Origin of the sequence: Prevotella sp. oral taxon 317 str. F0108, assembly GCF_000162415.1 — a bacterium.
GTDB classification, from domain to species: Bacteria; Bacteroidota; Bacteroidia; order Bacteroidales; family Bacteroidaceae; genus Prevotella; species Prevotella conceptionensis.
On sequence record NZ_GG740076.1, the window covers coordinates 131019 to 156679 of the forward strand.

The 25661-nt window shown below is 47.1% G+C and carries 16 protein-coding genes and 1 tRNA gene; 3 read left to right on the top strand and 14 right to left on the bottom strand.

The window, feature by feature from the left end:
- Window positions 1-242: 242 nt before the first annotated feature.
- The 4 genes from gyrB to HMPREF0670_RS16480 form a co-directional block, all read right to left on the bottom strand.
- The gene (gene gyrB / locus HMPREF0670_RS13075; RefSeq protein WP_009231629.1) at window positions 243-2216 is read right to left on the bottom strand and encodes a DNA topoisomerase (ATP-hydrolyzing) subunit B; all 1974 of its coding nucleotides are present in this window, start codon (window positions 2214-2216) and stop codon (window positions 243-245) included.
- Window positions 2217-2533: 317 nt separating this feature from the next.
- On the bottom strand, window positions 2534-3745 hold the full coding sequence (locus HMPREF0670_RS13080; RefSeq protein WP_009231630.1) for a hypothetical protein: 1212 nt from the start codon (window positions 3743-3745) through the stop codon (window positions 2534-2536).
- A gap of 563 nt (window positions 3746-4308) precedes the next feature.
- Window positions 4309-4563 (bottom strand): 30S ribosomal protein S20, encoded by a 255-nt coding sequence (gene rpsT / locus HMPREF0670_RS13085; protein ID WP_009231631.1) that lies wholly within the window; start codon window positions 4561-4563, stop codon window positions 4309-4311.
- 25 nt (window positions 4564-4588) lie between these two features.
- Window positions 4589-4660 (bottom strand) — tRNA-Glu (locus HMPREF0670_RS16480).
- A gap of 161 nt (window positions 4661-4821) precedes the next feature.
- Here HMPREF0670_RS16480 and recO point away from each other — a divergent pair.
- On the top strand, window positions 4822-5553 hold the full coding sequence (gene recO, locus HMPREF0670_RS13090; RefSeq protein ID WP_009231632.1) for a DNA repair protein RecO: 732 nt from the start codon (window positions 4822-4824) through the stop codon (window positions 5551-5553).
- 1450 nt (window positions 5554-7003) lie between these two features.
- Here recO and pnp read toward each other — a convergent pair.
- The 5 genes from pnp to HMPREF0670_RS13130 form a co-directional block, all read right to left on the bottom strand.
- Window positions 7004-9232, bottom strand: a complete 2229-nt coding sequence (pnp, locus tag HMPREF0670_RS13105; RefSeq protein ID WP_009231633.1) for a polyribonucleotide nucleotidyltransferase — start codon at window positions 9230-9232, stop codon at window positions 7004-7006.
- 192 nt (window positions 9233-9424) lie between these two features.
- Complete coding sequence (locus HMPREF0670_RS13110) at window positions 9425-11335, bottom strand: DEAD/DEAH box helicase (protein ID WP_009231634.1); 1911 nt, start codon at window positions 11333-11335, stop codon at window positions 9425-9427.
- Between the two features lie 660 nt (window positions 11336-11995).
- Window positions 11996-12823, bottom strand: coding sequence for an alpha/beta hydrolase (locus tag HMPREF0670_RS13120; protein ID WP_009231635.1), 828 nt, complete (start codon window positions 12821-12823; stop codon window positions 11996-11998).
- Between the two features lie 1757 nt (window positions 12824-14580).
- Window positions 14581-16890 carry an outer membrane beta-barrel family protein gene (locus tag HMPREF0670_RS13125; protein ID WP_009231637.1) on the bottom strand — a complete coding sequence of 770 codons (2310 nt, stop codon included), beginning with the start codon at window positions 16888-16890 and terminating at the stop codon, window positions 14581-14583.
- A 28-nt stretch (window positions 16891-16918) separates the two neighbouring features.
- A complete protein-coding gene (locus tag HMPREF0670_RS13130) occupies window positions 16919-17143 on the bottom strand; it encodes a helix-turn-helix domain-containing protein (RefSeq protein WP_009231638.1) in 225 nt (74 codons plus the stop codon).
- Window positions 17144-17430: 287 nt separating this feature from the next.
- Here HMPREF0670_RS13130 and HMPREF0670_RS13135 point away from each other — a divergent pair, with 287 nt between their 5' ends.
- Complete coding sequence (locus HMPREF0670_RS13135; protein WP_157579649.1) at window positions 17431-18636, top strand: SH3 domain-containing protein; 1206 nt, start codon at window positions 17431-17433, stop codon at window positions 18634-18636.
- 262 nt (window positions 18637-18898) lie between these two features.
- Entirely contained in the window at window positions 18899-19336 is a 438-nt protein-coding gene (locus HMPREF0670_RS13140; protein WP_009231640.1) for a hypothetical protein, read from the top strand.
- 603 nt (window positions 19337-19939) lie between these two features.
- Here HMPREF0670_RS13140 and rpmH read toward each other — a convergent pair.
- The 5 genes from rpmH to HMPREF0670_RS13160 all read right to left on the bottom strand — a co-directional run bounded on the left by rpmH (window position 19940) and on the right by HMPREF0670_RS13160 (window position 25533).
- On the bottom strand, window positions 19940-20095 hold the full coding sequence (gene rpmH / locus HMPREF0670_RS15905) for a 50S ribosomal protein L34 (protein WP_009228614.1): 156 nt from the start codon (window positions 20093-20095) through the stop codon (window positions 19940-19942).
- A 2102-nt stretch (window positions 20096-22197) separates the two neighbouring features.
- Entirely contained in the window at window positions 22198-22410 is a 213-nt protein-coding gene (locus HMPREF0670_RS13145) for a hypothetical protein (protein ID WP_009231643.1), read from the bottom strand.
- Between the two features lie 38 nt (window positions 22411-22448).
- Window positions 22449-23222: a diadenylate cyclase CdaA gene (gene cdaA, locus HMPREF0670_RS13150; RefSeq protein WP_009231644.1), complete on the bottom strand. Its 774-nt coding sequence runs from the start codon at window positions 23220-23222 to the stop codon at window positions 22449-22451.
- A gap of 64 nt (window positions 23223-23286) precedes the next feature.
- Window positions 23287-24135 carry a dihydropteroate synthase gene (gene folP, locus HMPREF0670_RS13155; RefSeq protein WP_009231645.1) on the bottom strand — a complete coding sequence of 283 codons (849 nt, stop codon included), beginning with the start codon at window positions 24133-24135 and terminating at the stop codon, window positions 23287-23289.
- 249 nt (window positions 24136-24384) lie between these two features.
- Window positions 24385-25533 (bottom strand): TlpA disulfide reductase family protein, encoded by a 1149-nt coding sequence (locus HMPREF0670_RS13160; RefSeq protein ID WP_009231646.1) that lies wholly within the window; start codon window positions 25531-25533, stop codon window positions 24385-24387.
- Window positions 25534-25661: the final 128 nt, after the last annotated feature.

The window sequence follows — 25661 nt, forward strand, 5'->3', positions numbered from 1 at the left end:
CAGGTGCCAACAATTGCGCGTTTGTTTTTAGAACCTGCCCAATAACAAAGAAGAGGCTGCACTCGAAAGGCAGTCTCTCCTTATTATATATACATGTAAGCTTGCGAGTTGTTAGCTTGATGTTTTCTGCTGTGCGCTCCATTCTGCCCAAAGCCTGCTACTTTATACATCAGAAAGCGTTCGAGGGCCGATGAACACACCAACTAACGAACTCAGAAACTTTGCTATATACTCGGTTGCCCTTATGCGTCGATGTTGGCGTAAGTGGCGTTTTGTTCGATAAACTCGCGGCGCGGTTCCACGTCGTCGCCCATAAGCATGGAGAAAATCTCGTCGGCATCGGCGGCGTTTTGTATCGTCACTTGTTTAAGCAGGCGCTTTGATGGGTCCATCGTTGTTTCCCAAAGCTGTTCGGGGTTCATCTCTCCCAAACCTTTATAGCGTTGCACGTGTATGCTCTTGTTGTCTTCTTGCCCTTCGCCATACTTGTCGATAAAGGCTTGGCGTTGCTGTTCGTTGTAGCAATACTCGCGCACCTTGTTCTTATAGGTGCAGAGGTACAGGGGCGGTGTGGCGATATACAGGTGACCTTCTTGTATGATGCGGGGCATGAAACGATAGAAAAGGGTCATGATAAGCGTGTCGATGTGCGAACCATCGACGTCGGCGTCGGTCATGATGATAATCTTATCGTAGCGCAACTTGTCGATGTTGGCCTCCTTATCGTCTTCGCCTTCAACGCCAAAACGCACGCCGATGCTCTGTATGATGTTCATTACCGACTCGGCCTCGAACACCTTATGCCATTGCACCTTCTCTACATTCAATATCTTTCCTTTCAGCGGAAGTATGGCTTGCGTGTAGCGGTCGCGCCCTTGCTTGGCCGAACCACCTGCCGAGTCGCCCTCGACGAGGAATATTTCAGACGTTTTGGGGTCTTTGTTAGAGCAGTCGGCCAGCTTACCAGGCAGTCCGCCACCCGACATGGGGTTCTTTCTCTGAACACTCTCGCGTGCCTTGCGGGCGGCGATACGCGCAGTGGCGGCCAATATCACCTTGTCGCAAATAAGTTTGGCCTCCTTGGGATGCTCTTCCAAATAATAGCCAAGGGCCTCGCCTACGGCCTGCTGAACGGCACCCGACACTTCGCTGTTGCCCAGCTTGGTTTTGGTTTGGCCTTCAAACTGCGGCTCGGCCACCTTGATGGAGATAACGGCGGTAAGTCCTTCGCGGAAGTCTTCGCCTGCTATTTCAATCTTCGATTTCTCTATCTGCTTGGATATAACGGGGTCGTTGTCGGCGTATGCTTTGAGCGTACGCGTAAGGGCCATGCGGAAACCCGTGAGGTGGGTGCCGCCTTCAATGGTGTTGATGTTGTTCACATACGAGTGTATGTTCTCGCTGTAATCGGTGTTATACATCACAGCCACCTCGATGGGGATGTTTTGTTTCTCCGTTTTAAGGTAGATAACGTCGTCGAAGAGGTGTGTGCGGTGGCGGTCGACGTAACGCACGAACTCTTTCAGACCATCTTTGGCATGGAACGTCTCCGTACGTGTCTTGCCGTTTTCATCGGGGCGAAGGTCGGTCAGGGTTATCTTAACGCCGGCATTGAGGTAGGCCAATTCGCGCATGCGCGATGCAATGATGTCCCAACGGTACACCGTTGTGGTGAAAATGCTGGGGTCGGGCCAAAATTGTTGGCGCGTTCCGCGCTTATCCGTCTCGCCGACAACCTTTACCGGATAAAGCGGCTTACCCGTTTCGTACTCTTGTTGGTAAATTTTTCCGTCGCGGAACACCTGCGAGAGCATTCTCGAAGACAATGCGTTTACGCAGCTAACGCCCACGCCATGCAGTCCGCCGCTCACCTTATACGAGCCTTTGTCGAACTTACCGCCGGCGTGCAGCACGGTCATCACCACTTCCAGTGCCGATTTGTGCAGCTTTTCGTGTTCGTCTACGGGTATACCTCGCCCGTCGTCTTGCACGGTTATGGAGTTATCTTCGTTAATCGTTACTTCGATGTTGCTACAATAACCGGCCATAGCCTCGTCGATAGAGTTATCCACAGTTTCGTTAACGAGGTGGTGCAGTCCCTTTTCGCTGATGTCTCCGATGTACATCGCGGGGCGTTTGCGCACCGCTTCCAAGCCTTCAAGCACTTGGATGTTACTGGCCGAGTAGTTGTTCTCGTTGTTTTGATTTTCTACCATTGTCTTGATTAGGAATTTTAATATGCAAAGATACTAAAAATCAGTGAGAAACAGAAAGGTTTAACTGCATTTTGACGTACACAAGAAATGTTATTTACCGTTTAAAGTTGCAGAATGCGCGTTTGTTTGTCCCCACACCCTACAACTTGCTGCATGTTATTCAGGTTTTATTGTGTTGCTCATGTCAAACCAAGAGTAACTGATGTTCGTTACTACATTATCTTCGCCAACAGTAAGGACTTTGAATGCCTCCTACACAGCATATTGCGGCCAAACCTGCTAAAACGGCAAACTAGATAGACAGATTTTTCTCTGGATTATCGCCTTTGTCTTGTACTTTTCTTGGGCGTAACAGGCTGGATGCGTTCAGTCTTATCCTGCTGGTGTCGAATGATGTATTCAAAACTAGATGCTATTTCCCTTGCCTTTTGTTCGTCCCTACCAGTTGCTATATGCACGAAAGGCATTGCTAGGTTATCTATTTTGACGTGCACAACGAAATTGTGTATGGTCTTATCTGGGGTAGCACGCGTTTCCGATCCACCGAATCCTAGTCCGAAAAAGGAGATTTCCGCGCCATAGGTTGTCGTACGTCCAGGAATAAATTCGGGATCATCAGCTACTTCGCAGCTAACAACATCCTTAAAATCTATTGTTTTACCCATACACACAACCTTTTTTGCATTCTCATAAAAGATAATTTCTTTATTGAGGTCAGGGTCAGTTGTCGTACCTTTGACAATCTTTGTTGGTTCTCCGTATTTTGCGTTAAGCGAGTCTCTGGAGTATTCATAATGTAATTGGGCAAGCAACTGGTTATCCTTTTGGAAACTATCATTTAGATTATCTCGAAGTTGTGAAATGAAGTTCCAAAAATATTTGTATGTGTTCACATATGCTTTTGCATAACTAATTTTATAAGACGACTTGGGAACGAAAGGGAAAACCTTTGATATTTTAGCACTATATGTAATCGGACGCTTGTCTTCACTACCGTGGAACTCAACGTTTTGGTAGCTGTCCACCATGAATGACATGATTAGCATCTTACCGTCTACGAGTTGTATGCTTAGCGTTGGAGCGATTGATATTTTGTTTATCGTCAAAAAGCTTGCATTGTTTGCGATATTGATTGATGCAGCTGAATTGACTATATTGTTTTTCTTATCCACCCCTAACACCTTCCATCCTTTATTCGTTTCAATCCACGATGAGATGTGTTTAAGCAAGTTGCCAGTATCAAACATAGGATTTTCGACCTTTAGTACAGCCTGCGTGATAAGGTATTTGTCGTCAGGAGATGAAGGACTCGCATATAACTCAAACTTTTCTTTGACGTTGCTTGCATAAATTTTGTAGTCATCGTTTTGCATTGAAGCGAGAAGGTCTTGGTTTTTCTCTATTTCTTGGCAAGTCCATTGCATTGGTGGTGTATTTTTCAGAGTCTCATAGCTTATGTTCTCCGGCGTTTTCGCAACAGATATTGCCATGACAAACACCATAACACAACTAGTAATTAATACTTTCATATACTTATCTTTTTAATTTGTAGTAAATTTAAGAATATAGAGACGTGGAAGTTAGAGAATCGAAAGCACCTTGTATATTTTCCCCAAAGTGCCCCAATCCGTTCAGTTGTCCACATTTTACTGATTCGCCTAATATCTTTTTTCTTCCTTAATTGCGCAACTCATTGCCTTACTCTCTCTCCTTTTACCTCTAGACAAAAAGCACAGCATCGCGTTTTCCGAAGAATTCAGCTTGCCTAGTGTCGCAAAACTAATCTGTACGAGCATCGCAAAAGTACAAATAAAACCAGATAGGTTACAGCTAGTGAGAGAAATATTATCAATCAAAGAACATTCTTACGTCCCTCTCATAGCGGCAAACAGCATTCCCTTAACAACGGAGCCGCACATCGTTTTACTGCATACAGCACTGCCCATAAGTTCGTCTGCCCATCATTTCAAAAACATACGGCTTAACTCCTTAATCTCCCAACTCCTAAGCGAAGTACCGCTAAAAAAACAAGAATCCGCAGCTCCTTATTTTGGAACTGCGGATTTGTAAAAGTCGACTTAAAACCGAGCTATTAGCCCAGCTTATTGATATGCAGAGCCAAACTCGACTTCAAGTTGGCTGCCTTGTTCTTGTGTATAATGTTGGTCTTTGCAAGTTTGTCCAGCATCTTCTGAACGGTAGGATAAAGCTTAACAGCCTCGTCCTTATTGGTAAGAGCGCGCAGCTTACGAACGGCATTACGCATTGTCTTCGCATAATACTTGTTATGCAGAGTCCGCACCTTTGTTTGGCGTATTCTCTTTAATGATGATTTGTGATTTGCCATCTCTTATTTCCTTTTTATTTTTTAGTAGTCCCTAGGAGAGTCGAACTCCTCTTTAGAGAATGAAAATCTCTCGTCCTAACCGATAGACGAAGGGACCATCGCTTATTTGCGGTTGCAAAGGTACGCATTTTTATTCTTCCTACCAAACTTTCATGTGATATTTTTCTCTAAAAGGCTGATTTTTCGTATTTTTGCAAGGGTAAAGTCGCTTTAAGGCGTGTTTTTGCCACCCACTCATTACATAATATCATCAGGTCTATGCTCGTAAAAACTCATGCCATCGTGCTACGCTCCATCAAATACGGAGACAGCCAACTGATAACCGACATGCTCACGGAGACGTTCGGGCGAGTTTCGTTTGTGAGCAACATTCCACGCACGCAGAAAGCGAAGATTAAGAAACAGCTGTTTCAGCCGCTTACGATTTTGGAGATTGAACTAGACCACCGCCCCAACACGCGACTGCAACGACTACGTGATGCGCGCATGGCCTACCCCTTCACGTCTATACCATATAGCGAGGCTAAACTGGCCATAACGCTTTTCTTGGCCGAGTTTCTTTGTCACGCCACACGTAGCGAGCAGCAAAACGTGCCGCTATATCGCTACGTAGAAACGAGTGTTCGCTGGCTCGACGGCGCGCAACAGCTGTTCGCCAACTTCCACCTGGCCTTCATGATAAGGCTTTCGCGGTTTTTAGGTTTCTATCCTAACTTGGAAAACTACTCGCCCGGCTGCCTTTTCGACCTACGAAGTGGCTGTTTCGTACCGGCCATTCCCATGCACAACGATTATCTCTCCCCGGCCGATGCCGCCCAAATGGCCACGCTTATGCGCATAACGCCCCAAACGATGCACCGTTTCGCCCTCTCGCACAACGAGCGGAACCGCTGTACGCAACTAGCCATCAACTTCTATCGCCTGCACATACCCGACTTTCCCGAACTGAAATCGTTTGATGTATTGCGGCAAGTTTACGATAGCGAGTAAGAATTTTGAGGGGCTTTATAATCTAAAAGAATTAGTTTTTGGAATTGATTGTCTTACAGGCGAGCTTGCACATTCGGGCGCAAGCATCAGTACAAAGCACCTTGTACTGGTGCTACAAGCACCTTGTACTAACACTACAAGCACCTTGTACAGGCACTACAAGCACTTTGTACCGACACTACAAAGTACCTTGTACTGGCACTACAAAGTGCTTGTAGCGACTGCACAGAAAACTTTTCGCAGCACTGCAAGTACATGCTGTGCGCAAATTCGGGATAAATATATGCGTGCTTTGCAACCACTCCGCTGGCGACCATAAGCGTACGTGCATACGTTACGTTGCCCATGTGCGTGTATGCGGCACAGCGGCTTTGTCTAGTTTTCAGCAAGAAATCTAACATTATGAGTACCTTTTTGGCCACCAACCGCTCACCTTGCCGCAAAAAATCGATTCTCGCGAAGGTTGGTTTTGATGCAAAAAGGGGGTAGGATGTGAATACGGCAAAATGAATAATTATTTCAAGCAACCGCCATTTGCACCCATTTTGGGGCTATTTGCTGCTAAATGCAATGCGTTTTGGTGCTAAATGGAGTGCGTTTTGCCGCTAAATGCAATGTGTTTTGGTGCTAAATGCAATGCGTTTTGCCGCTAAACGCAAGGTAAAATGCAGCAAAACGCAGTGCAATTTGCTGCTAAACGCAAGGCTAAATGCTGCTAAATGCGAGCCGACAAGCATAAATATACGCTGCAATGGCATAAACAAACCCTTTTAGAACCACTAAAAATATGGCACAAAAGGGCAAAACAACTATTAAATAGTGGCATTTTAGGGGCTAAAAGCGGTTTTTTGGAGTTGGAAAAATACGAGTTGGCAACCAAACTAGAAAGGCAAAATGGTGCAAAATGCAGGTTCTAGGCTTAAAAGCAGACAAGCCCCAAGGCGTGAAATTCCAAAAACAGTACCTTTTTACCTACTTTTTAACCCACATTTTCGCTAGAACGGCGTGGAAATTAGAGTAGTTTTGTAAAATAAAAATAATTATTTAACTGTTCGGGTGTCTATGCAGCACTTCTCTCCCCACTAAAAAGGGGGAAGAGAAAGGATTACTTATAGGCATGCTCTAAAAATTGCCTATACCAAACTGGCGTATGCTGTGTTGATTTGTTGACGGCGAAGTGGGGCATGCTAACAATTTCTAAAACCAATTCCTTTTTAATAGTAAGTTCATCAGGTGGCGAGGCTTTTGCATTCACAAAGCCGTAAGCTTATTGGTTTATGGCTTATTATTCTCCTCTATAACCCAAAAAAGTGAGCCACCTTTATCGTAAAGGCAGCTCACCAATTAAATGTTATGCTTGTGTAGGGGGCGCCATGTGCGCCCGAACGCTAGCTTGTTGCAGCGCATGTTGTCGGCGCGATAGGCTGACAAAGGTTTGCGGCGACTTGCATTAATCGCGGTCGTGACGATCGTCGCGACGGCCGCGGCGTTCACCCCTTTCGGGTCTGTCGCCACGTGGACGGCGTTCGCGCTCTACATATCCTTCGGGTTTCTCCATCAACACGCGGCGCGACAGCTTGTACTTGCCCGTCTTGGGGTCGATGTCGAGCAGTTTCACCTGCATCTTGTCGCCTTCCTTAATGCCAGCCTCTTCAACTGTTTCAAGGCGTTTCCAATCTATTTCAGAGATGTGCAGCAGTCCGTCTTTGCCTGGCATAATCTCTACGAAACAGCCATAAGGCATAACCGAACGAACCGTACCCTCGTAAATTTCACCCACTTCGGGCACGGCCACAATGGCACGTATCTTAGATAGGGCTGCATCGATGCTGGCTTTGTCGGGTGCGCTAACCTGAACCTTACCCTTACCATCCACTTCGTCGATGGTAATCGTCGTGCCCGTGTCTTCTTGCATCTGCTGGATAATCTTTCCACCAGGGCCAATAACAGCACCGATAAACTCTTTGGGAATTTCGATTTGCACGATGCGTGGAACTTGGGGTTTAAGTTCGGGACGTGGCTCGGCAATGGTTTCGGTAAGCTTACCAAGGATGTGCTCGCGGCCTGCCTTAGCTTGCATCAGGGCCTTTTCAAGAATTTCAAAGCTCAAGCCATCGCACTTAATGTCCATCTGCGTGGCCGTAAGTCCGTCTTTCGTACCCGTTGTCTTGAAGTCCATGTCGCCCAAGTGGTCCTCATCACCAAGGATGTCGCTGAGGATGGCGTACTTTTCTTCGCCCGGATTTTTGATAAGACCCATAGCAATACCGCTTACAGGCTTTTTAAGAGGCACACCAGCATCCATCAAAGCAAGCGTTCCGGCACATACGGTGGCCATAGACGAAGAACCGTTGCTCTCCAAAATCTGACTTACCACGCGCACGGTGTAAGGATAGTCGGCGGGAATTTGCCCCTTCAAACCACGCCAAGCCAAGTGGCCGTGGCCAATTTCGCGACGACCAACGCCACGTTGTGCCTTGGCCTCGCCTGTTGAGAATGGGGGGAAGTTATAGTGCAAAAGGAAACGCATGTAGCTCTTGTCGAGCACATCGTCTACCATTTTCTCATCAAGTTTTGTGCCCAAGGTACATGTTGAAAGGCTTTGCGTTTCGCCACGGGTGAAGATGGCGCTACCATGAGGCATGGGCAGCGAACTAACTTCGCACCAAATGGGGCGAATTTCGTCGGTCTTACGACCATCAAGGCGCTTGCCCTCATCGAGGATGCAACGGCGCATGGCATCGCGCAACACATCGTCGTAGTAGCGTGCAGCCAAAGCGTGCTTCTCTTCCAGCTCTTCGGCGGTAAGTTTTTCGGTGTTTTCGGCATCGTACTTCTCCAAGAAGTCGGTAACAATTTTGTCGAAAGCATCGTGACGTTCTTGCTTAGCCAGAGCCTGCTTGGTAACATCGTACACGGGCTGATACAGCTCGTCGTTCATCTGCTTGCGCAAATCTTCGTCGTTTACTTCGTGGTCGTATTCGCGCTTAACGTCTTTGCCCAGTTCCTTAGCCAGTTCTTCTTGCATGGTGCACATGGGCTTGATGGCATCGTGAGCCACTTTGAGGGCTTGGATAAGGTCTTGTTCGGTAACCTCGTCCATTTCGCCTTCCACCATCATGATGTTATCCTTGGTTGCGCCCACCATGATATCCATGTCGGCTTCCTTCATTTGCTCGAAGGTGGGATTAACAACATACTCGCCGTTAACCCTAGCAACGCGAACCTCGCTGATGTAGAAATCGAAGGGAATATCTGAACATGCCATTGCCGAAGACGCGGCCAAGCCGGCCAAAGCGTCGGGTTGGTCAACACCATCTGCCGACAACAGCATCACGTTTACATAAACTTCTGCATGGTAGTTTGATGGGAATAAGGGTCGCAAAACGCGGTCTACTAGGCGCGAGGTAAGAATCTCGTTGTCGCCGGGCTTGCCTTCGCGTTTGGTAAAGCCACCGGGGAAACGCCCTGCGGCAGAATACTGCTCTCTGTAATCAACTTGCAAAGGCATAAAATCTGTTCCGGGAACTGCATCTTTTGCGGCACAAACAGTAGCAAGTAGTACGGTGTTGCCCATACGAACGACAGCCGAACCATCGGCCTGCTTTGCCACTTTCCCGGTCTCAATGCTGATGGTTCTGCCATCAGGCAATGAAATTGTTTTCGTTATTACGTTCATCTAAAAACTTATTGTTTTAAAACATCTAAAAATAAATTGGCACAAAGGTAGGTAATAAAAAAGGAAATGACGAATAATCAATGCGTTATTTTTCGTTTTTACCTTTGTTTTTGATTAATCGGACTGGTCGGATCGGTCAGACGAGTCGGACCTGTCGGACTAGTCTGACCAGTCGGACTGGTCCGACTACCCCTAGCCTTTCGGGCGACGGCGTGCCCAACCTTCTTCCGAGAAATCGGGTTCTGCGCCTTTTAGTTTGGGCGCAGGCTGCTGGAAAAACTGCCGCCAATCGCCCGTTTCGTTATCGTCGTTAAATTGGTGTTGCGCCTTACGCCCACGTTTTCCGCCTGCTGCGGGAGCCGAATCGGCAAAGCGTTGCCCCTTTCGGCCGCCCTTAGCCGCGGCCGAACGTCCGTGTCCGCCCTCGTCGGCATCGTTGCATCTCACGTCGCGACCTTTATAACTAGCACCCGAAAGGCCTTGCATAACGCGCGAGGCATCGCCTTCGGGAACCTCGATGTACGAGAATTTGCCCAACAAATCAATGTGACCCACGGCCACACGACCTTGAACATTGCGGTTGATAAACTGCATTACCTCGCCAGGATAGAACCCATCGTCCTTACCTAAGTTAACAAACAGGCGGCGATAACCGGCCTCGGCCTTGCGTGCGCCACGTGCACCGCGCTCCGTACGCTTGCTGCGTGCACCACGCTGGGCATCGCGACCGCCACCACGTTCGGCCCTTTTGCCCTCGCGTTCGTTGCGTTTCAGCGACGGTTTCTCTATTTCGGGCGCGTTGGCGTAGTAGTCTAAGAAACGGCCGAAAGTCATGCTTACAATCTTTTTGATAAGGTCTTCTTTGTCGATGTACTCGAAGTGGCGGTTAATCTCTTCGAGGAACGGGGCAATTTCTTCCTCGTTCACGTCAACCTTAGATATGGCGTCCATAGCCTTATACAGCTGTTTGCTGCATATTTCCTTGGCCGTGGGCAATGTTCCGTCTACAAATTCCTTTTGGATAATCTTCTCGATGGCACGCACCTTAGAGCGTTCGCGCGTATGGATGATGCTGATAGACGTTCCTTTTTTGCCGGCACGCCCTGTTCGTCCGCTGCGGTGGGTGTAACTCTCGATGTCGTCTGGCAATCCGTAGTTAACAACGTGTGTCAGGTCGTCAACGTCCAATCCACGTGCGGCCACATCGGTAGCCACCAAGAACTGCACGTTGTGGTTGCGGAACTTCTGCATGGTGAGGTCGCGCTGCTGCTGACTTAGGTCGCCGTGCAAAGCCTCGGCATTGTATCCGTCGCGAATAAGCTTGTCGGCTATTTCTTGCGTTTCGAGCTTGGTACGGCAGAAAATGATGGCGAAAATGCGCGGATAGAAGTCAACCAGGCGTTTAAGTGCCAGGTATTTGTCTTTGGCATTCACCATATAATATATGTGGTTCACCTTCTCGGCGCCTTCGTTACGACTTCCTACCACAATTTCCTTGTAGTCGTTCAGGTAGTTTTTGGCTATCTTTTCAATCTCCCTGCTCATTGTTGCCGAAAAGAGCAGCGTGTTACGATCGGCAGGAACGCCCTCGAATATGGCGTTGATGCTCTCGGTAAAGCCCATGTTCAGCATCTCGTCGGCCTCGTCTAGCACCACGTTGTTCACGTTGTCTAGTTGCGCAACGCCGCGTTTCATCAGGTCGATAAGTCGGCCTGGGGTGGCCACGATTATCTGTGCACCCTTGCGCAACTGGCGAATTTGCATCTCGATAGAGGCTCCGCCATACACGGGCACGACGTGCAGACCTTGCACGTACTTAGAAAAGTCGGCCAAATCGTCGGCTATTTGCAGACAAAGTTCGCGCGTAGGACTAAGTATAAGGGCTTGCGTGTGCTTCTCTTCGGGGTTTACCTTTTGCAGTACGGGTATGCCGTAGGCTGCTGTTTTGCCCGTTCCCGTCTGTGCCAAGGCAATAACGTCGTTGCCATTGCCCAGCAGGTAGGGTATCACTTCTTCTTGTACAGGCATGGGTTGCTCGAAACCCAACTCTTCAATGGCGCGGCATATAGGCTCGCTCACGCCTAATTCTTTAAATGTCTTCAATTCTTCTTGTTGTTAAAATGGTTTCGCGGTTGGGGTCGTATCAAACCAAAGATAACGTCACAAACGGCATGTCTACCCGCCAACACCGCCCACTTAGGGGCATGTTGCAAAAGCAGATGCAGGCCTTGGCAAGCCTGAGAGCGCACCACAAGCGGGGTTTACACCAAACGAAACCTTGTTTGTTGATGACTTCATCGTTGCTAATCGTTATCCAAATATCATGAATTCATCAACCCACGAACCTAGAAACCTTGTCTATTATTACTTGTCCAACCAACCGTTGCCCCCAGCCATAATAGACAACATTCGTGTTTGAACGGTGCAAAGGTAATGAAAATAAATGGGTTACGAAAACTTTTAGAAAAGAATTTGCATTTGCACACCGCCATGTTTCACGGCATAACGCCCACAATATGGCTCAAAAACAGGGTTAACAACATGGCAGTTTCAGCCTTGAATAGGCAACATTTGCAGGTTAAAAACAGCGGTAACTCCCTTCGCCTACCGCCCTGTTAAGAAACAATCAGCCCGCAAGCTTTGCGCCATCACTAACATGAAACATGGCTACTTGCAAGAGGGAGTGTGGCTATCTTTGCGTGATAGCCACACCCCCCCCACACGGGTAGCCATGATTTTGATAAATTGGGTGTTGCTAAAAGTCTAGAACGATTGCAGCCACGCTTTAAGTTCGAGTTCCATTTCTAAGTTATACCTAAAAGTCTGCTTGCGCCCCCAGCCGTGCCTTCCGCCAGGAAAGACATGCAGCGATGCCGGAACATCGTGCCGATAAAGCTCTGCGTAATAGTTAACGCCATTGATGGGCATCACCGTACGGTCGTCGTCGCTCAGCGCAATCCATGCCCGCGGCGTTGAACGCGTAACTTGTTGGTCGGTGCTGTATTCGCGTTCGTCGGCCTTACTGGGGTTCTTGCCCAAGAAACGCTCGCGCGAACCGCGATGGGTAAGCCCCGGCTGCATGGTGATAACGGGATAGAGCAGAATTTGGAAGTCGGGTCGGGCATCGCCCGTTGCCTTTGTTGCCAGCACCGAGGCCAGGTGTCCGCCAGCCGATGCGCCCATAATGCCCACCTCGTTAGGCTTAATGCGCCATTCGGCCGCATTGCGCCGCACCAGTTTCATGGCCTCTTCGGCATCAGAGATGGGCACTTGCTTGTCACCGTTGGGCATGCGATACTTCAACACAATGGCCGCAATGCCCATATTGTTGAAAAACGGTGCCCAGTCGCGCCCTTCGCTATCCATCGCCAACGTCTGGTATCCGCCACCCGGACAGATAACCACCGCCCTGCCCGTAGCCATTTTCTCGCGTGGCAAAAACACCTGCACCTTTGCCGTATCCTTATCGTCGCTGCCTGCCACAGCCGGTGCCGACGACCACAAATTAAGGGTGAAAGTCTTTTGGGCAAAGGCCGATGTTGCCGCAGTCAGCATCAGGGTCGCTGCCAACAAAAATCTCTTCGTTTTCATATTTTTTGTTTTACTGTGTTTGCTTACACTGCAAAGTTAGCAATAAAAGTTGAGAACGCCTTTTCAGAACGAATGTTTTAGCCCCGTAGTTGCCTTTACCTTTAATGTTTCTATAAAGGCATGCCTTTTTCGTTCTTTTCTCGTTCCTCGAAAAGTGCGTTTTCTCGCCATGACAATGTTCGGGCAAGCTCGGCATTGTTCATTTGGCTTAACGAAAACGTTCTTTTCTCCTTCCTCGAAATGTGCGTTTTCTCGCCATGGCAATGTTCGGACAAGCTCGGCATTGCTCATTTGGCTTAACGAAAACGTTCTTCGAAAAGTGCGATTAATTTGCCCACTTATCCGCTTGTTCTCTTGCCTGCCTGTTCACTCGCCAGCCGGCCAACCACTGTAATCTTTTCGGTAAAGATTTTAACATAATGAGTGCCCTTTTTGTCCACCAACGGCCCACCTTGCCGCAAAAAATCGATTCTCGCGAAGGTTTGTTTTGATGGGAAAAGGGTTGTATGTGAATGTTGGCAAAATGAATATTTATTTAGTAAAGACCGCCATTTGCACCAGTTTTGGGGTGTTTTGCTGCAAAATGAAGGGCGTTTTGGTGCTAAATGCAGTGCGTTTTGGTGCTAAATGCAGTACGTTTTGATGCAAAATGCAGGGTGTTTTGGTACTAAATGCAATGTGTTTTGGTGCTAAATGCAGCGCAAAATGCTGCTAAATGCAAGGCGAAAAGCATAAATATCCACCGCAATGGTATAAACAAAATCTTCTAAAACCACGAAACACATGGCCGAAAAGGGTAAAATAGGTGTTAAAAAGTGGGATTTTAGGTGCTAAAAGTGGGTAATTGGGCGTAAACAATAATGAGTTGGCAACCAATCTAGAAAGGTAAAATGGTGCAAAATGCAGGCTTTGTTCTTAAAAATAGACAAAATGAAAGGCAACAAAATCTAGAAATAGTGCCTGTTTACCTACTTTTTAACCCATATTTTCGCTAGAACGATGTGAAAATTAGAGTGACATTGTAAAATATAAATAATCATTTTAAGTTTTGAGTTGATGAGGTTTTGTGATTTTTTTGTTGATGAGGTGGTGCATTCGCCAGTTGTTGGGTTATCGCGAAATTATAAGCCAGTAAGTTGATTAGCCCTGCACCCCTCTCAATTTATAGAAATATTAAAAGCCAAGACGACTTCATTAAAATATAATTCATATTATCTAATCGTCCCTTAAAAACCTACTTCGCCAAGAATTTATCTCAATCTAAATTTGGCTGAGCCTTTTTTTTTAAAGGACAACTGATTAGGGATGACGGTAAAATTACCGAAGAATAAAAGAGTAGAATAACAAACTTGTTGGCGGAGCTAATTAGGCACGCGCCAAATTAACTCCGCCAACAGATAAACTCACAAACGTATTACTTTACCCTCTGGCAAAGGTGAAAGAGGGAAAGAGTGAAAAGGCGAAAATAACAGTTTCATCTATTTAATGGTTAACCCATTGATTTGTAAACTTGCTTACTTGTCAACTGTTAACTAGCCAACTCGTTAACTTGTCAATTCGCAAACCCATAAGCTCATCATTTCACCTAACTTTTTACAAGGTACATCTTATTAACCTCCCCATTCGAGAAAAGCAAAGGAATACAAGCTAGTCCCGAAAGTTCTTCTCTCGTTCCTCGAAAAGTGCGTTTTCTCGCCATGACAATGTTCGGGCAAGCCCGACATTGTTCATTTGACTTAACGAAAACGTTCAGTTAGTTACAACCGCTTGACTTCTTGGTCGGCATCGCTGTGACTGTGGGATTTGTAGTCCTTACTGTTCAGCTTGTATCGCAGGGTTATTGAGACGGCCCTGAAGTCGTATCGGTTTAGCAGACGCATCACCATCTGGTCGTTGTAGATGTCGTTGCGGTCCTTCTTGCTGTCGAAGATGTCATTGACCTTGAGCTGCACACTCAGGCGGTCGTGGCACAGTGTTTTGACGGCGTTGAAGTTGACCGACCACATGTCGCGGCTGAGATGCACGTTTCGGTAGTCGCCCTGGCTCTGATAGTCGCCAGTGAGGAAGAGTGACAGCGTGCGGCCTATCTGGAAGTTGTTGGACAGTTTGACAACCCAGATGGGACTGCTCAAGTTGTACCGCCCCGTGCCTGTTGTCAAGTGCAGGAACTGCTTGTTCATCACCGCCGTAAGTTGGGGTGTCCACGCGCCAAACCCCTTTGACACGACCACTGCCAGCCGCATCTGCTTAACCGACGGCAGGTTGCGGTAAGACATTATCGACACTGCACTGTGCGTTGCCGACTGCGTGCCCCAGTTGATGATGGCGTTGCGCGTGTCTGAGTAACTTAACTGGAACTGAACTATCCGCCACACGCCTTGCAGCGTTAATTCGTGTACGTACTCCGGCCGCAGCAGCGGATTGCCCATCTGCCAAGTGTAACGACTACCGTAGAGCACATTCTTGCTTAATTGACGATATGTGGGGCGGCTGACTTCGGTGGAGTAAAGCAACTGGGCCTGCAACTGTCCGACACGGATGCCCCACGAGAGGTTGGGATAGACCCGGAAGACAGACTGGCTCACATCGGCCTCGCCATTGCCGGGATGGAAGGTGAACCGTGAATCCTCCGCGCGAATACCGAGACCGAAGAGGCCTACGCTGGTCAGCACAGAGTAGTCGGCAAAAGCCGCACGCTGCGTTTCCCTCAACAAGCTCTGCGATGTGGGCATCTCGCCAAGGGTGCTGGTGTAGTCGTCGTTGCGCCGAGTACGGACATACTCCGCGCCCACTGTTGCATCACCACGCCACAGTTTATGTCCGACTGAGACACGCAGCGACAGCAGTCTGTTGTTGATATGGCTGACAGCCGAGAACGCACGGCTACGGCCGGTTTGGCTTGTCTCGTCATAAGCATTGTCTGTTTCGGTCGTGCTGTGGAGGTAGTCGAGGTCGGTATTGATTTTGAATTTACCGACGGCTCCAGAATAATAGACGTTGAATAGGTGGCTCGGGTTGCTGTGACCACGCTCCTGCCCATCAGTGCGCAGTAGGTCGTACGGCTGTCCGTCTGCAGAGATACGGTTGGTAGAACTCAAATCCATGCGGTTACGCGTGTCGAGGGTCAACAGGTATCGCCCTCCAACATACGACTGCTCGGCAATTTGGTAGTCAATGCCCACCGTGTTCTCCACACGGTTGTGCTTACGATGTTCCTGCTCATTGCTGATTTCGTTCCACAGCGTGTCTACATGGACCGTTTGGGTGAGGTCTTTCCATTTCAAATAGTTGTCCAACCGGTATTCAAAGTTGTCGTACACCGTCCACCGCCGCGCACTATAGCGCAAGTTCATCTGCTCTATCGCGCTGGTGTTGCGGTTTTGGTACCATGTAGAGCGAGCATCAACGCTCAGCCCCTGGGCAACGCTGGTATAGGTTGTTACCCGCACCACAGCCTTGATAGCGGCATCGTATTCAGGGCCAGGATTTGTGACCACCTCCAAGCTCTTGATGGCATCAGACGAGAGATGGTCGAGCTCCGACAAGTTGTATATGCGGTGGCCGTCTACAAAGAACACGGCCTGCCCTCTGCCCATCACATCGTATCCGCTTTCCGTTTTTCTCATGAGCGGCATTGCGGCTAACACGTCCTCAAGGTTTCCTGCGCGTGCGAGAGCCGTGCCGCGAACGACATAGCGAAAGCCGTCGCGGATAAGCTGCGACACAGGGCGCGAAGCCTGTACCCTCACCTCGTCCAACTGATGCTGTGCCTCGCTGAGCACGATGCTCAACGAGTCGCCAGCGTTCGGCCTGACGATGGCGGTTTCATAGCCCAGACACGACACCGCAATCATCCACTCGCCCTGCGGTCGCGGCATCACGAAACGCCCTTGGGCATCGCTCACCTCGCCACAGATATAAGTTGAATCGGGACTGCTGAGCATCACAACAGTAGCTCCTACGATTGCCTTGTGTGACGGGTCGTACACATGCCCGGTCACCTTCTCTTGCGCCACGATGGCCATCGACCATGAGGCAGCCAAAATGATAGTCAGAATCCTTACCATCTAGTTAAATTTAATGCGCACCGTCAACTTAGCGGTTGTCGGTCAGTTTGGAAATGCCACCCGTCCTATAGGCCTCTGCATAGTTGTACACGCAGAATGGGCTTATTCCAAGGTCGTTGGAGATTGTTTCCACATCGTGACCATGCGCCAGCATCAGTATGCAGGTAATCTGAATCCAATAGGGCCGAAATTCCCTACTGTGCTGAAGCCTACGAAGGGTTTTGAATTCTTCTATGGATAAGTTTAATGTCATGATGCAAAGATACGTTTTTCCTTAATATCTTCCAAATCTTTTTACTTTCGATTATAAATAGGAGCGAAGGTAAAATTATCGAAAAATAAAGTCTTAGGACGATGAATTTCAAATTATATTGTAATTTTGTCCAATACTTCGTACACGAGAGGAACGTTTATCTTGATTCGTTTGCGCATCACAAAGATAATACCCCCTCATAGTTTGTAACATTAAAAACAAAGACAACTTCATAGAGATTTATGCTTAGAAGATTATGCAACCCACTGGTTTCAAACCACAAACTGATGATAAGTAAGTATGCTTTGATGGCCTTGTTTAGCCTATTCGCATTCTTCTGCCACGGACGAAATAAAAAAGACACTGCCTATGTAAATAGGAAACTAATGGACGAGCAAGCGTTAATACAAACAGCTATATTGGAAGAATATGGCAAAGAAAATGGATATAAAGCTCCTACGTATCAAGAGTTTCAGGATAGGTGTATGGAGTATTGGGGCATTTCTCTTCATAAAAAGGCACAAGACCATACCGTAAATATAGGACTGTGCATAGAATATACGATTAACGAAGTGGGAAGGTTTATCTTCACTGAGGCAGAAGGACTTTTTTACCAACCCGAAAAGGAAGAAGACCCAACGGAAGAAGATGCCAAAAGGGTTCTCTTTACACGAGAAAACGGTATAGGCGAAAAGTTTCTAGCTTATAACAAGCTGTTGTTCAACGATAATGCAGCAACGCTTTCTTTCTTCTTAAATAATCCCGATTATGCAATTGACATCGTTTTTAACATCGATTATGAACGCAACAAAATGCTTATGACCAAAAGTATTGATTTTGCAAAAAACGTGCCCAATCATTCATTTTATAGGGATTGTGCAGAAAGCATATTATTCTATAATAACAAGAAAAGAGGATTTCGCCGTAATCTCATTGCCGAAATATTCCGTACGTCTAACAGGACGAACGAAACAATGACTCCGTTTGACGACTTGGTTTATGCCTATTTTGAGCTTTTCACAAAACTAAAATACGCACAACAAGTAAAGGATGCGTGTTTGGCGTACTTGATGGCATGTTTGATTGAGTATGACACAAAGAACAAAGACAACATCGGGGGAATAAAAGATGAAAAAGCATATCAACATCTAAGCAACTTCATGTCTAAGGACAAACATTTAGCCCATCGCCTCAAAAAAAACAATTATTATGGAAACAGCCAATTGAAAGAGCTGGTAGCAGCAGTATTGGTAATGGAGAATGCTATCGATCCCAATGACGCTTACTTCGTTGACGACCCCGACGGGTATGCTAATCTCCGTGAAAGAGCAAGTTCTACATCAAAAGTCATAAAACGAGTTGCAACCAACGAAATGCTAACAGTTTTGAATAATGATGGGCAATGGTGGAAAGTGCAAACAAAAGATGGAAAAACTGGATATATACATAAAAGTAGAATAAGGTGTGCCTTAAAAACAAACCTCTTGAAATAAATCTTCTAGTGGGTAATGTGGTGAATTCAACTTGCAGAGAATACACTGAACAACCTCCACAGGTTATTTTTCGAAACACGACAACTTTTTACCACTGAAAAATGGTGTAGAGTTTCAAATTTAATTGTAATTTTGTCCAATACTTCGCACATAAGAGGAGCGTTTATCTTGATTCGTTTGTGCATCACAACGTCAATAAAGCCTTCTCAATGTTATAGATACAGTTAAAAGCCAAGACGACTTTAAATAAAAGTTCATTAGCATGTTAAGTAAAACCATTATCAATTATCTAAAACGAAATAATTTCTATCTAGAGAAGGAAGAGGAAGACTACACAAAGGCTCTATTGGAGTTGGGGATTGATCTTGAATCGGACTTGGCCTATTTCTGTCTGCATACAGCGGAAATAAGCTTTAAAGGAAGAGCTGGTAGTATTGAAAATATTTGTTGGTATTTGATATACTCGACATATACTCGAAGAATAGAATCTCTGCAATCCTACTTAGTTCTTCCAAAAGAATACATTCCATTAGATAGCTTTGAAACAGAGGGTGGCTTTTTTTACAACCGAGAGACAGGAGAAGTTTTGGAACTTGAACTCGGACAAAAATTGATTGATTTTCAAAATGGAAAACTTCAACCACAGTGGAAAAGCTTTAATTCTTTCTTGGAATGGTTTTTTGGATTGGATACGAACTAAACGTAAGCCTTAATGAAGTTGTCTTGACTCTTAATGTAATTGGAGTTGACAGTAAAATTGCCGAAGTGTAGAGGATTAGAATAATGAGCTCGTTGGCGTAGCTAATGAAGTACACGCTAAATTAACTCCGTCAACAGGTAAACTCATAAACTTATTATATTCCCCACTGGCAAAGGAGAAACGGCGGAAAGAACCGTTTCCTCTATTTAAAGGTTAATCCATTATAGTCAAACAGAATTGCTTTTGAAAATTGTTGTTAGAAGAATGCAAGACGTGCGTAGCATGGCATCAATAAACCCTTACGCAGGGGAAAAGGAACACTTTGGTTTGCTTACAGTGTATCTGTGGCTCTCCTAATCCAACTCTGTTTGACTATAACACAACGTAATACACAAGGCATACCACTCCCCTCTCCCCTTGGAGAGGGGCTGGGGGTGAGGCCGATTGGGGCTGGGGGTGAGGCCGAGGGAGACTGGGGGTGAGGCTGGTTGGGGACTGGGGGTGAGGCTGTTTCCTCAAATTCCCCAAACGAACAAGGCAGCGACGAAACAATTTGTTTCATCGCTGCCTTGCAATGTCGTTAAGCGAGGCCGTGGCCGCGACTTATTTGCCGTGATGTTCGTCAGAAACGGTGAGTTTCTTACGACCGCGCGCACGGCGAGCAGCCAAAACGCGACGACCATTCTTCGTTGACATCCTCTCACGGAAGCCGTGCTTATTCACCCTTCTGCGGTTGTGGGGCTGAAATGTTCTTTTCATTGCTTTATCTTAATTTATTGTTATAATCTCGCTTTTGAGGTGCAAAATTACTTATTTCTTTTTAAACAGCCAAATGATAATGAGGATTTAAGCATTTAAGTGGATGAGTTTGTTGGTTTTAAGGCTCGTTCTAAAATTTGCTTTGGCCGTTTTTGGGACTTTACCTAAATAGATTTTGCTTACCTCTTGAAGGTACATTGCGTGCAATGCCAACTAAACAGCAAGCCAAAGATGCCAGATATAAACCAACAGGCACCGAAAAGCCATACACGAAGAAACACTTAAAGGCAGGGGACACAAAATTAGCTTTACCATAATTTTTAGCTTTGAGCTGAACGGATTTTGCTTACTTCGTGAAGGGGCGTGGTGGACTATGCGACTGAAACAGCAAGCGAAAGATGCCAGATAAAAGCAGAAAGACAGTGAGGTGCTACACCAACGGACTGCGATTGAAGAACCTTGTGGGGTGTTTTAGAACATGCCTAAGAAACGTGCCTTTACCAGAACCTGCCGTTAAACGAAAAGCACTCCGCACATTCCTCTTACACCCTGCAACCGCATACAAGGCGTAAACCTTTCAACGACATGGCACATATCTTCAAAAAACAAACCATGTCGCACCCACGATAATCATGCGCAACATTCTACACTTGCCGTGGCCAAAGCTGATGCACGGCAAGTTGATGTTTCATTCTAAACGAGGATGAATGTCAGAACTTACGCAAGAAAAGAAAAAGCGGTATGCCAGCCAAAGGCGTGCAAAGTGCGCAAAGCACACAAAAATACACTTTCACTTTCCAATGTTCACGGCGTGTAAATAGAGGCATTAGCACAGGGGCAATGATGCAAGAGAGAATCTGTGTAAACGTCATTGTGCGTAGAATTTAAGATTTTAGTTTAGCTGAATGGAAGTCTTGTTTGCACAACTAAATGTCGTTCACGGTATGTTGAGCTTTTCAGTGGCAAAGACCCCTTTCGTTTGTCGAGTGCTAAGTTACGCATAATATTTTACATGTCGCCAACTTTTAGAACATATTTTTTGTTCGGGCGCAATTTTTTAACACTTCAACAACGTTTTCAGCATCAAGCCCCTAGCCACTCAACTTGTTCCCTTTATTCCATTATGCTCGATTTTTGGTAGAATGTTTATGCAGCGCGAAACGAACATTATACAACTTGTGACAAAATGAATGGAAACTTAGCCGCATGCTGAACTTTTGCGACAACAACTTAAACCCCAACAGGCCATTAGGTAGCTTATCAAACATTTTAGGTTGTTTCCATCATTTGTCGTTCATCTTTCGTTTGCTTGTCGGCGTCATGCCTGTATCCTCCTGACATAGCCCGCTAGGCCCTCAATAATATAGTCAAACAGAATTGCTTTTGGAAAATATTTGTTAGTTGAATGCAAAGCGTGCGTAGTCTGGCATCCATTAACCTTTACGCTGAGTAAAAGGAGGGCGTTGTTCGCTCACAATGCAGCTACGACTTTCCAAACCCAATTCTGTTTGACCATAAGACAGACAACATGCCCGACAATACACAAAATCCGTACAGCCGACAATGGCCGATTGGGGTTAACATCGTTCACATCATTGCGCCCATCATGCTCAACCCTATCGTTTGTGCCAATACAGAACCCGTGCTCCTATCTCGGGAAAAGCCTTTTGGTGATTTGTTAAATTGGTAATTATGTTTTAAAATCGCGTTCTTCGGCCGAACCATTCTAGAAAGGAAAACCCGCTAAAAGCTATATAAAATGCGCCCAAGCGATGATTTTTGAGTAATTTTCGGGCGCCCGTCCCCTCCGTTTTTGGCCATTTACTATGCTTTTGCATTTCTCTTTGAAGAAAAATCCTCCCAAATTCGCACCCGCAACTATAAGGAAATGTCTTATACCAGATTTACTTTAGGGCAATTCAGTTAATTCTCTCTTAGGAATCTTGGAGGTTGACAAATGCCACATCCTTATTCCTTGAAAAATGTTTTGGAAGAGTTCTTGATGTGTTTTGTGCGCATAAATCCCAAATGACGAGCCGTTTGGACACACCTGTTCCTTTCATACCTGCCTATGGGTCGGTATAAAACCACCTTGTTTTTTATCAAGCTGCCTTCTTCATGCCCTTGGCCATCTGCCCTGCGGCAAGGAAGGCGGCATTTGCCGTATGGATTCCGTAGAATAGTAGCAATGTTTCGCAGAACATGTTGCGTGCCTTGATGCGCTCAACGGCATAGTGCTGTTTCTTGTTTCCAAAGCTGCCCGCCATTACCGTGACCTTGAGTTTCTGATAATCTTTCTCGCCTTCTACTCCCATCTCTGCTTGGAGAGGGGTAGGGGGTAAGGCTGTTTCCCTTACCTAAACGCCTCTTCCGTCAATATGCTTTCGAGTTCTTCTGCCGAAAGGCGCAGGCGGAACTTGCCGCCAATGGCTACGGATATGTTGCCCGTTTCTTCGGAAACGATGACGGCCATTGCGTCGCTACTCTGACTGATGCCCATTGCAGCACGGTGACGAAGGCCCAATGAGCGGGGAATGTCTTGGTTGTGCGATACGGGCAGGATGCAACCCGCGGCCTTAATGCGCTTTTTGGAGATAACCATTGCGCCATCGTGAAGTGGAGAATTCTTGAAGAAGATGTTCTCGATGAGGCGTTGGTTGATGCGGGCATCGATAAGGTCGCCCGTATCAACGATGTCGTCTAGCGGTTCGCCGCGTTCGATGACGATTAGTGCGCCTACCTTTCCGCGCGCCATCGACATGCAGGCCATGACGATGGGGATGATGGTTTCCTTATCTTCTTTGGGGTTGTTGTCGTTCTTATAGAAGTATTTCATCACGCCGCGCACGCGCTGATGGGCCCCTAGGGAATAGAGAAACTTGCGTATGTCTTCTTGAAAGAGGATGATGAGGGCTATCACACCCACGCTGACAAGTTTGTCGAGAATGCCGCCAAGCAGGCGCATCTCGAACACTTGGCTCACCAACAACCATATCAGCACAAAGAACATGATGCCGATGAAGATGTTGAGCGAGCGCGACTCTTTCATCAGTCGGTAGAGATAATAGAGCATCAGTGCCACTAGCACGATGTCGATGATGTCTTTTATTCCGAAGTTGAAGAACATATTGGTTGGTTTATGTAAGTCCGATGGCCGCCAATGAGCGCGTTCGGGCAGGTGATGGATGGGTTTATGGTGTTGTTGCCGACATCGTTCGGCTGTAGAGTGCAATCACTTCTACGGCCTCTTTCACATCGTGCACGCGCAGGATGTTGGCCCCTTTCATCAGGGCGATGGTGTGTAGCACGGTGGTTCCGTTAAGGGCAGTGTCGGCATTGCCGCCCACAGTTTTGTATATCATCGACTTTCTCGACACGCCCACCAACGTGGGAAGGTCGAGTACTTGCATCTTCTCCATTTCGTTAAGCAGCAGGTAATTGTCTTCTACCGTTTTTCCGAAACCGAAACCAGGGTCTAAAATGATGTCTTTAACGCCCAAAGTACGCAGTTGCGACACCTTTCGGGCAAACCCAAGCAGCACATCGCGCAGCGTGGGTTGCACAGACATCAGTATGTAAGGCACGCCCAAGCGGGCCACGGTGTGGAAAATCTGCGGCAGTTCGCCTGGTTCTGGTTCCAACGGAACGTTGGCAACTCCCGTTAGTCCGCCGTCGGAAACATCGTTAATGATGTCTACTCCAAATTCTTCTACGCACATTTGTGCCACGTCGGGGCGGAAGGTGTCTACCGAGATAATGGCCTCTGGCTGTTCTTTGCATACCACGGCGAGTGTTTTGCGCAAGCGTTTCATTTCTTCTTCTTGGCTCACTTGCTCTGCTCCTGGTCGGGTTGAGAATGCCCCCACGTCTATCATCGTACCGCCTTGCTCGATAATTTGGTTGGTTCGTAGGGCTATTTGTTTCTCAGTTCGTGCGCGGCTGCCAGCGTAAAACGAGTCGGGTGTGGCATTGAGAATGCCCATTACACGTGGCGTTGAGAGGTCGAAAAGTTTCTGTTTAACTGTGATTGAGAACGACATTTGTTAAGGGTTTATGCTTGTTTGCGGCGTGTTGGGCAAGGTGTATGCCCGTGGCGTGGATGCCGTTGGGGGCGATTTGCCGAACTTGCCAAACGTGTTTCCAAACCTCCGACGCATTGGGCGAAGGCTTGAAAACACGTGGATCTGCGGTTTGCGGTGCGGGATGGGGCGCACGATGTTACATTCAACGGGTGCGCAATGCAGCCCTCCTTGCCGCGTTTGCGATATATTTTCGTTGGGGTTGAGTGCTTATTTGGCCTTGCCGAACAGCTCGTCGAGCATCGTATAGAAGGCGGGGTCTTCGCCAACGATGGTCTTAACGATCTTACCATCGGGTCCTACGAGGATTTTTGTGGGAAATCCTTGGATGGCATAGTCGCCCAACAGCTTGCTTTCGCGTGGATTGTACACGTTCAGCCAGGGCAGCTCGTGCTTTTTAACGGCAGCTTTCCACTTTTCGGGTGTGTCATTGCAGTCGATGCCCAGTATCTCGAACTTGCCTTTGTACTTCTGGTAATACTCTTTCATCTTTGGGAAACCCTTGATGCAATAGCCGCACCACGAGCCCCAGAAGTCGAGAACAACGTACTTACCTTTAAGGCTCGACATTTTGAAAGGCTTGCCATTGAGGTTGTTCAGCGTGAAGTCGGGAGCAACAACGCCTGCGGCTTGCACCCTAGCGGCTTTGTCCTCTTCTTCTTTTTGTTTCTTCACCCTGTTGATGCTGGCCATGTAGAAGTCTTTCATTCGGCCTTCCCTAACAGCAGGCGACATCATGCTGGCAGCCTCTTCCATTTCTTCCAGTTTAGCCAGACTGGCTACGATGATGGCGTTTGCCTCGTAATCGGGGTGCGCTTTGATGAAATCTTTGTAGGCCAAACCCGCCTTAGCTTGCAGGGCAGGTGCCTTTTCCTGATACTCTTTCATCAGGTCTTCTTGCTTTTCGCCCTTCTCCATGCGTTCGTTAAGCGACTTAATGAGCGCCTCCAACTCCGAGTTGGAGTTGTCAAGAGCGTTTTTCATCTCGGCAAACTCCTTGTAGAACTTAGAGCCCTCGTAAGTATATTTGCCGTCTGCATCGCCGTTTAGCACAAGTGTTTCTCCCGGAACGCCCACAAAAGTGAGGTATTGGCGCGATTGTCCCCTAACGGCTTCGGGCGTTGCCACGGTCAAATCGGATACCTTTGCGAGTTTAACGGTAAAGTCGAACGCACCGTTTTTCATCACGAAAGTGTCGCGAGGGCTGGGGTTATGCCCTGGTTCGGCGACAAAAAGGATTAGCGAGTCGCCGAAGTTTTTCAGCGTACCCTTCACTTTCAACACGCCTTCTGCGGGGTTGGCAGCGTTGGCAGTGAGCATAGCGGCCGTTGTTAAGACGGTAGTCAGTATTCTTTTCATTGTTTTAAGTATGTGTATTTGTTGTCAATTTATTACGCAAAAATACATTAAGAAAATGGTTTTTCACCGCATTTTACATTTTTTATCTCATAAAATAGGTGTTTTTAAGATGGTGGGGCGTACTTAGT

Coding starts and splice junctions, on each gene's coding strand:
- gyrB (WP_009231629.1), bottom strand. CDS start 2,216: ATGGTAGAAAATCAAAACAACGAGAACAACTACTCGGCCAGTAACATC.
- HMPREF0670_RS13080 (WP_009231630.1), bottom strand. CDS start 3,745: ATGAAAGTATTAATTACTAGTTGTGTTATGGTGTTTGTCATGGCAATA.
- rpsT (WP_009231631.1), bottom strand. CDS start 4,563: ATGGCAAATCACAAATCATCATTAAAGAGAATACGCCAAACAAAGGTG.
- recO (WP_009231632.1), top strand. CDS start 4,822: ATGCTCGTAAAAACTCATGCCATCGTGCTACGCTCCATCAAATACGGA.
- pnp (WP_009231633.1), bottom strand. CDS start 9,232: ATGAACGTAATAACGAAAACAATTTCATTGCCTGATGGCAGAACCATC.
- HMPREF0670_RS13120 (WP_009231635.1), bottom strand. CDS start 12,823: ATGAAAACGAAGAGATTTTTGTTGGCAGCGACCCTGATGCTGACTGCG.
- HMPREF0670_RS13125 (WP_009231637.1), bottom strand. CDS start 16,890: ATGGTAAGGATTCTGACTATCATTTTGGCTGCCTCATGGTCGATGGCC.
- HMPREF0670_RS13130 (WP_009231638.1), bottom strand. CDS start 17,143: ATGACATTAAACTTATCCATAGAAGAATTCAAAACCCTTCGTAGGCTT.
- HMPREF0670_RS13135 (WP_157579649.1), top strand. CDS start 17,431: ATGATAAGTAAGTATGCTTTGATGGCCTTGTTTAGCCTATTCGCATTC.
- HMPREF0670_RS13140 (WP_009231640.1), top strand. CDS start 18,899: ATGTTAAGTAAAACCATTATCAATTATCTAAAACGAAATAATTTCTAT.
- rpmH (WP_009228614.1), bottom strand. CDS start 20,095: ATGAAAAGAACATTTCAGCCCCACAACCGCAGAAGGGTGAATAAGCAC.
- HMPREF0670_RS13145 (WP_009231643.1), bottom strand. CDS start 22,410: ATGGGAGTAGAAGGCGAGAAAGATTATCAGAAACTCAAGGTCACGGTA.
- cdaA (WP_009231644.1), bottom strand. CDS start 23,222: ATGTTCTTCAACTTCGGAATAAAAGACATCATCGACATCGTGCTAGTG.
- folP (WP_009231645.1), bottom strand. CDS start 24,135: ATGTCGTTCTCAATCACAGTTAAACAGAAACTTTTCGACCTCTCAACG.
- HMPREF0670_RS13160 (WP_009231646.1), bottom strand. CDS start 25,533: ATGAAAAGAATACTGACTACCGTCTTAACAACGGCCGCTATGCTCACT.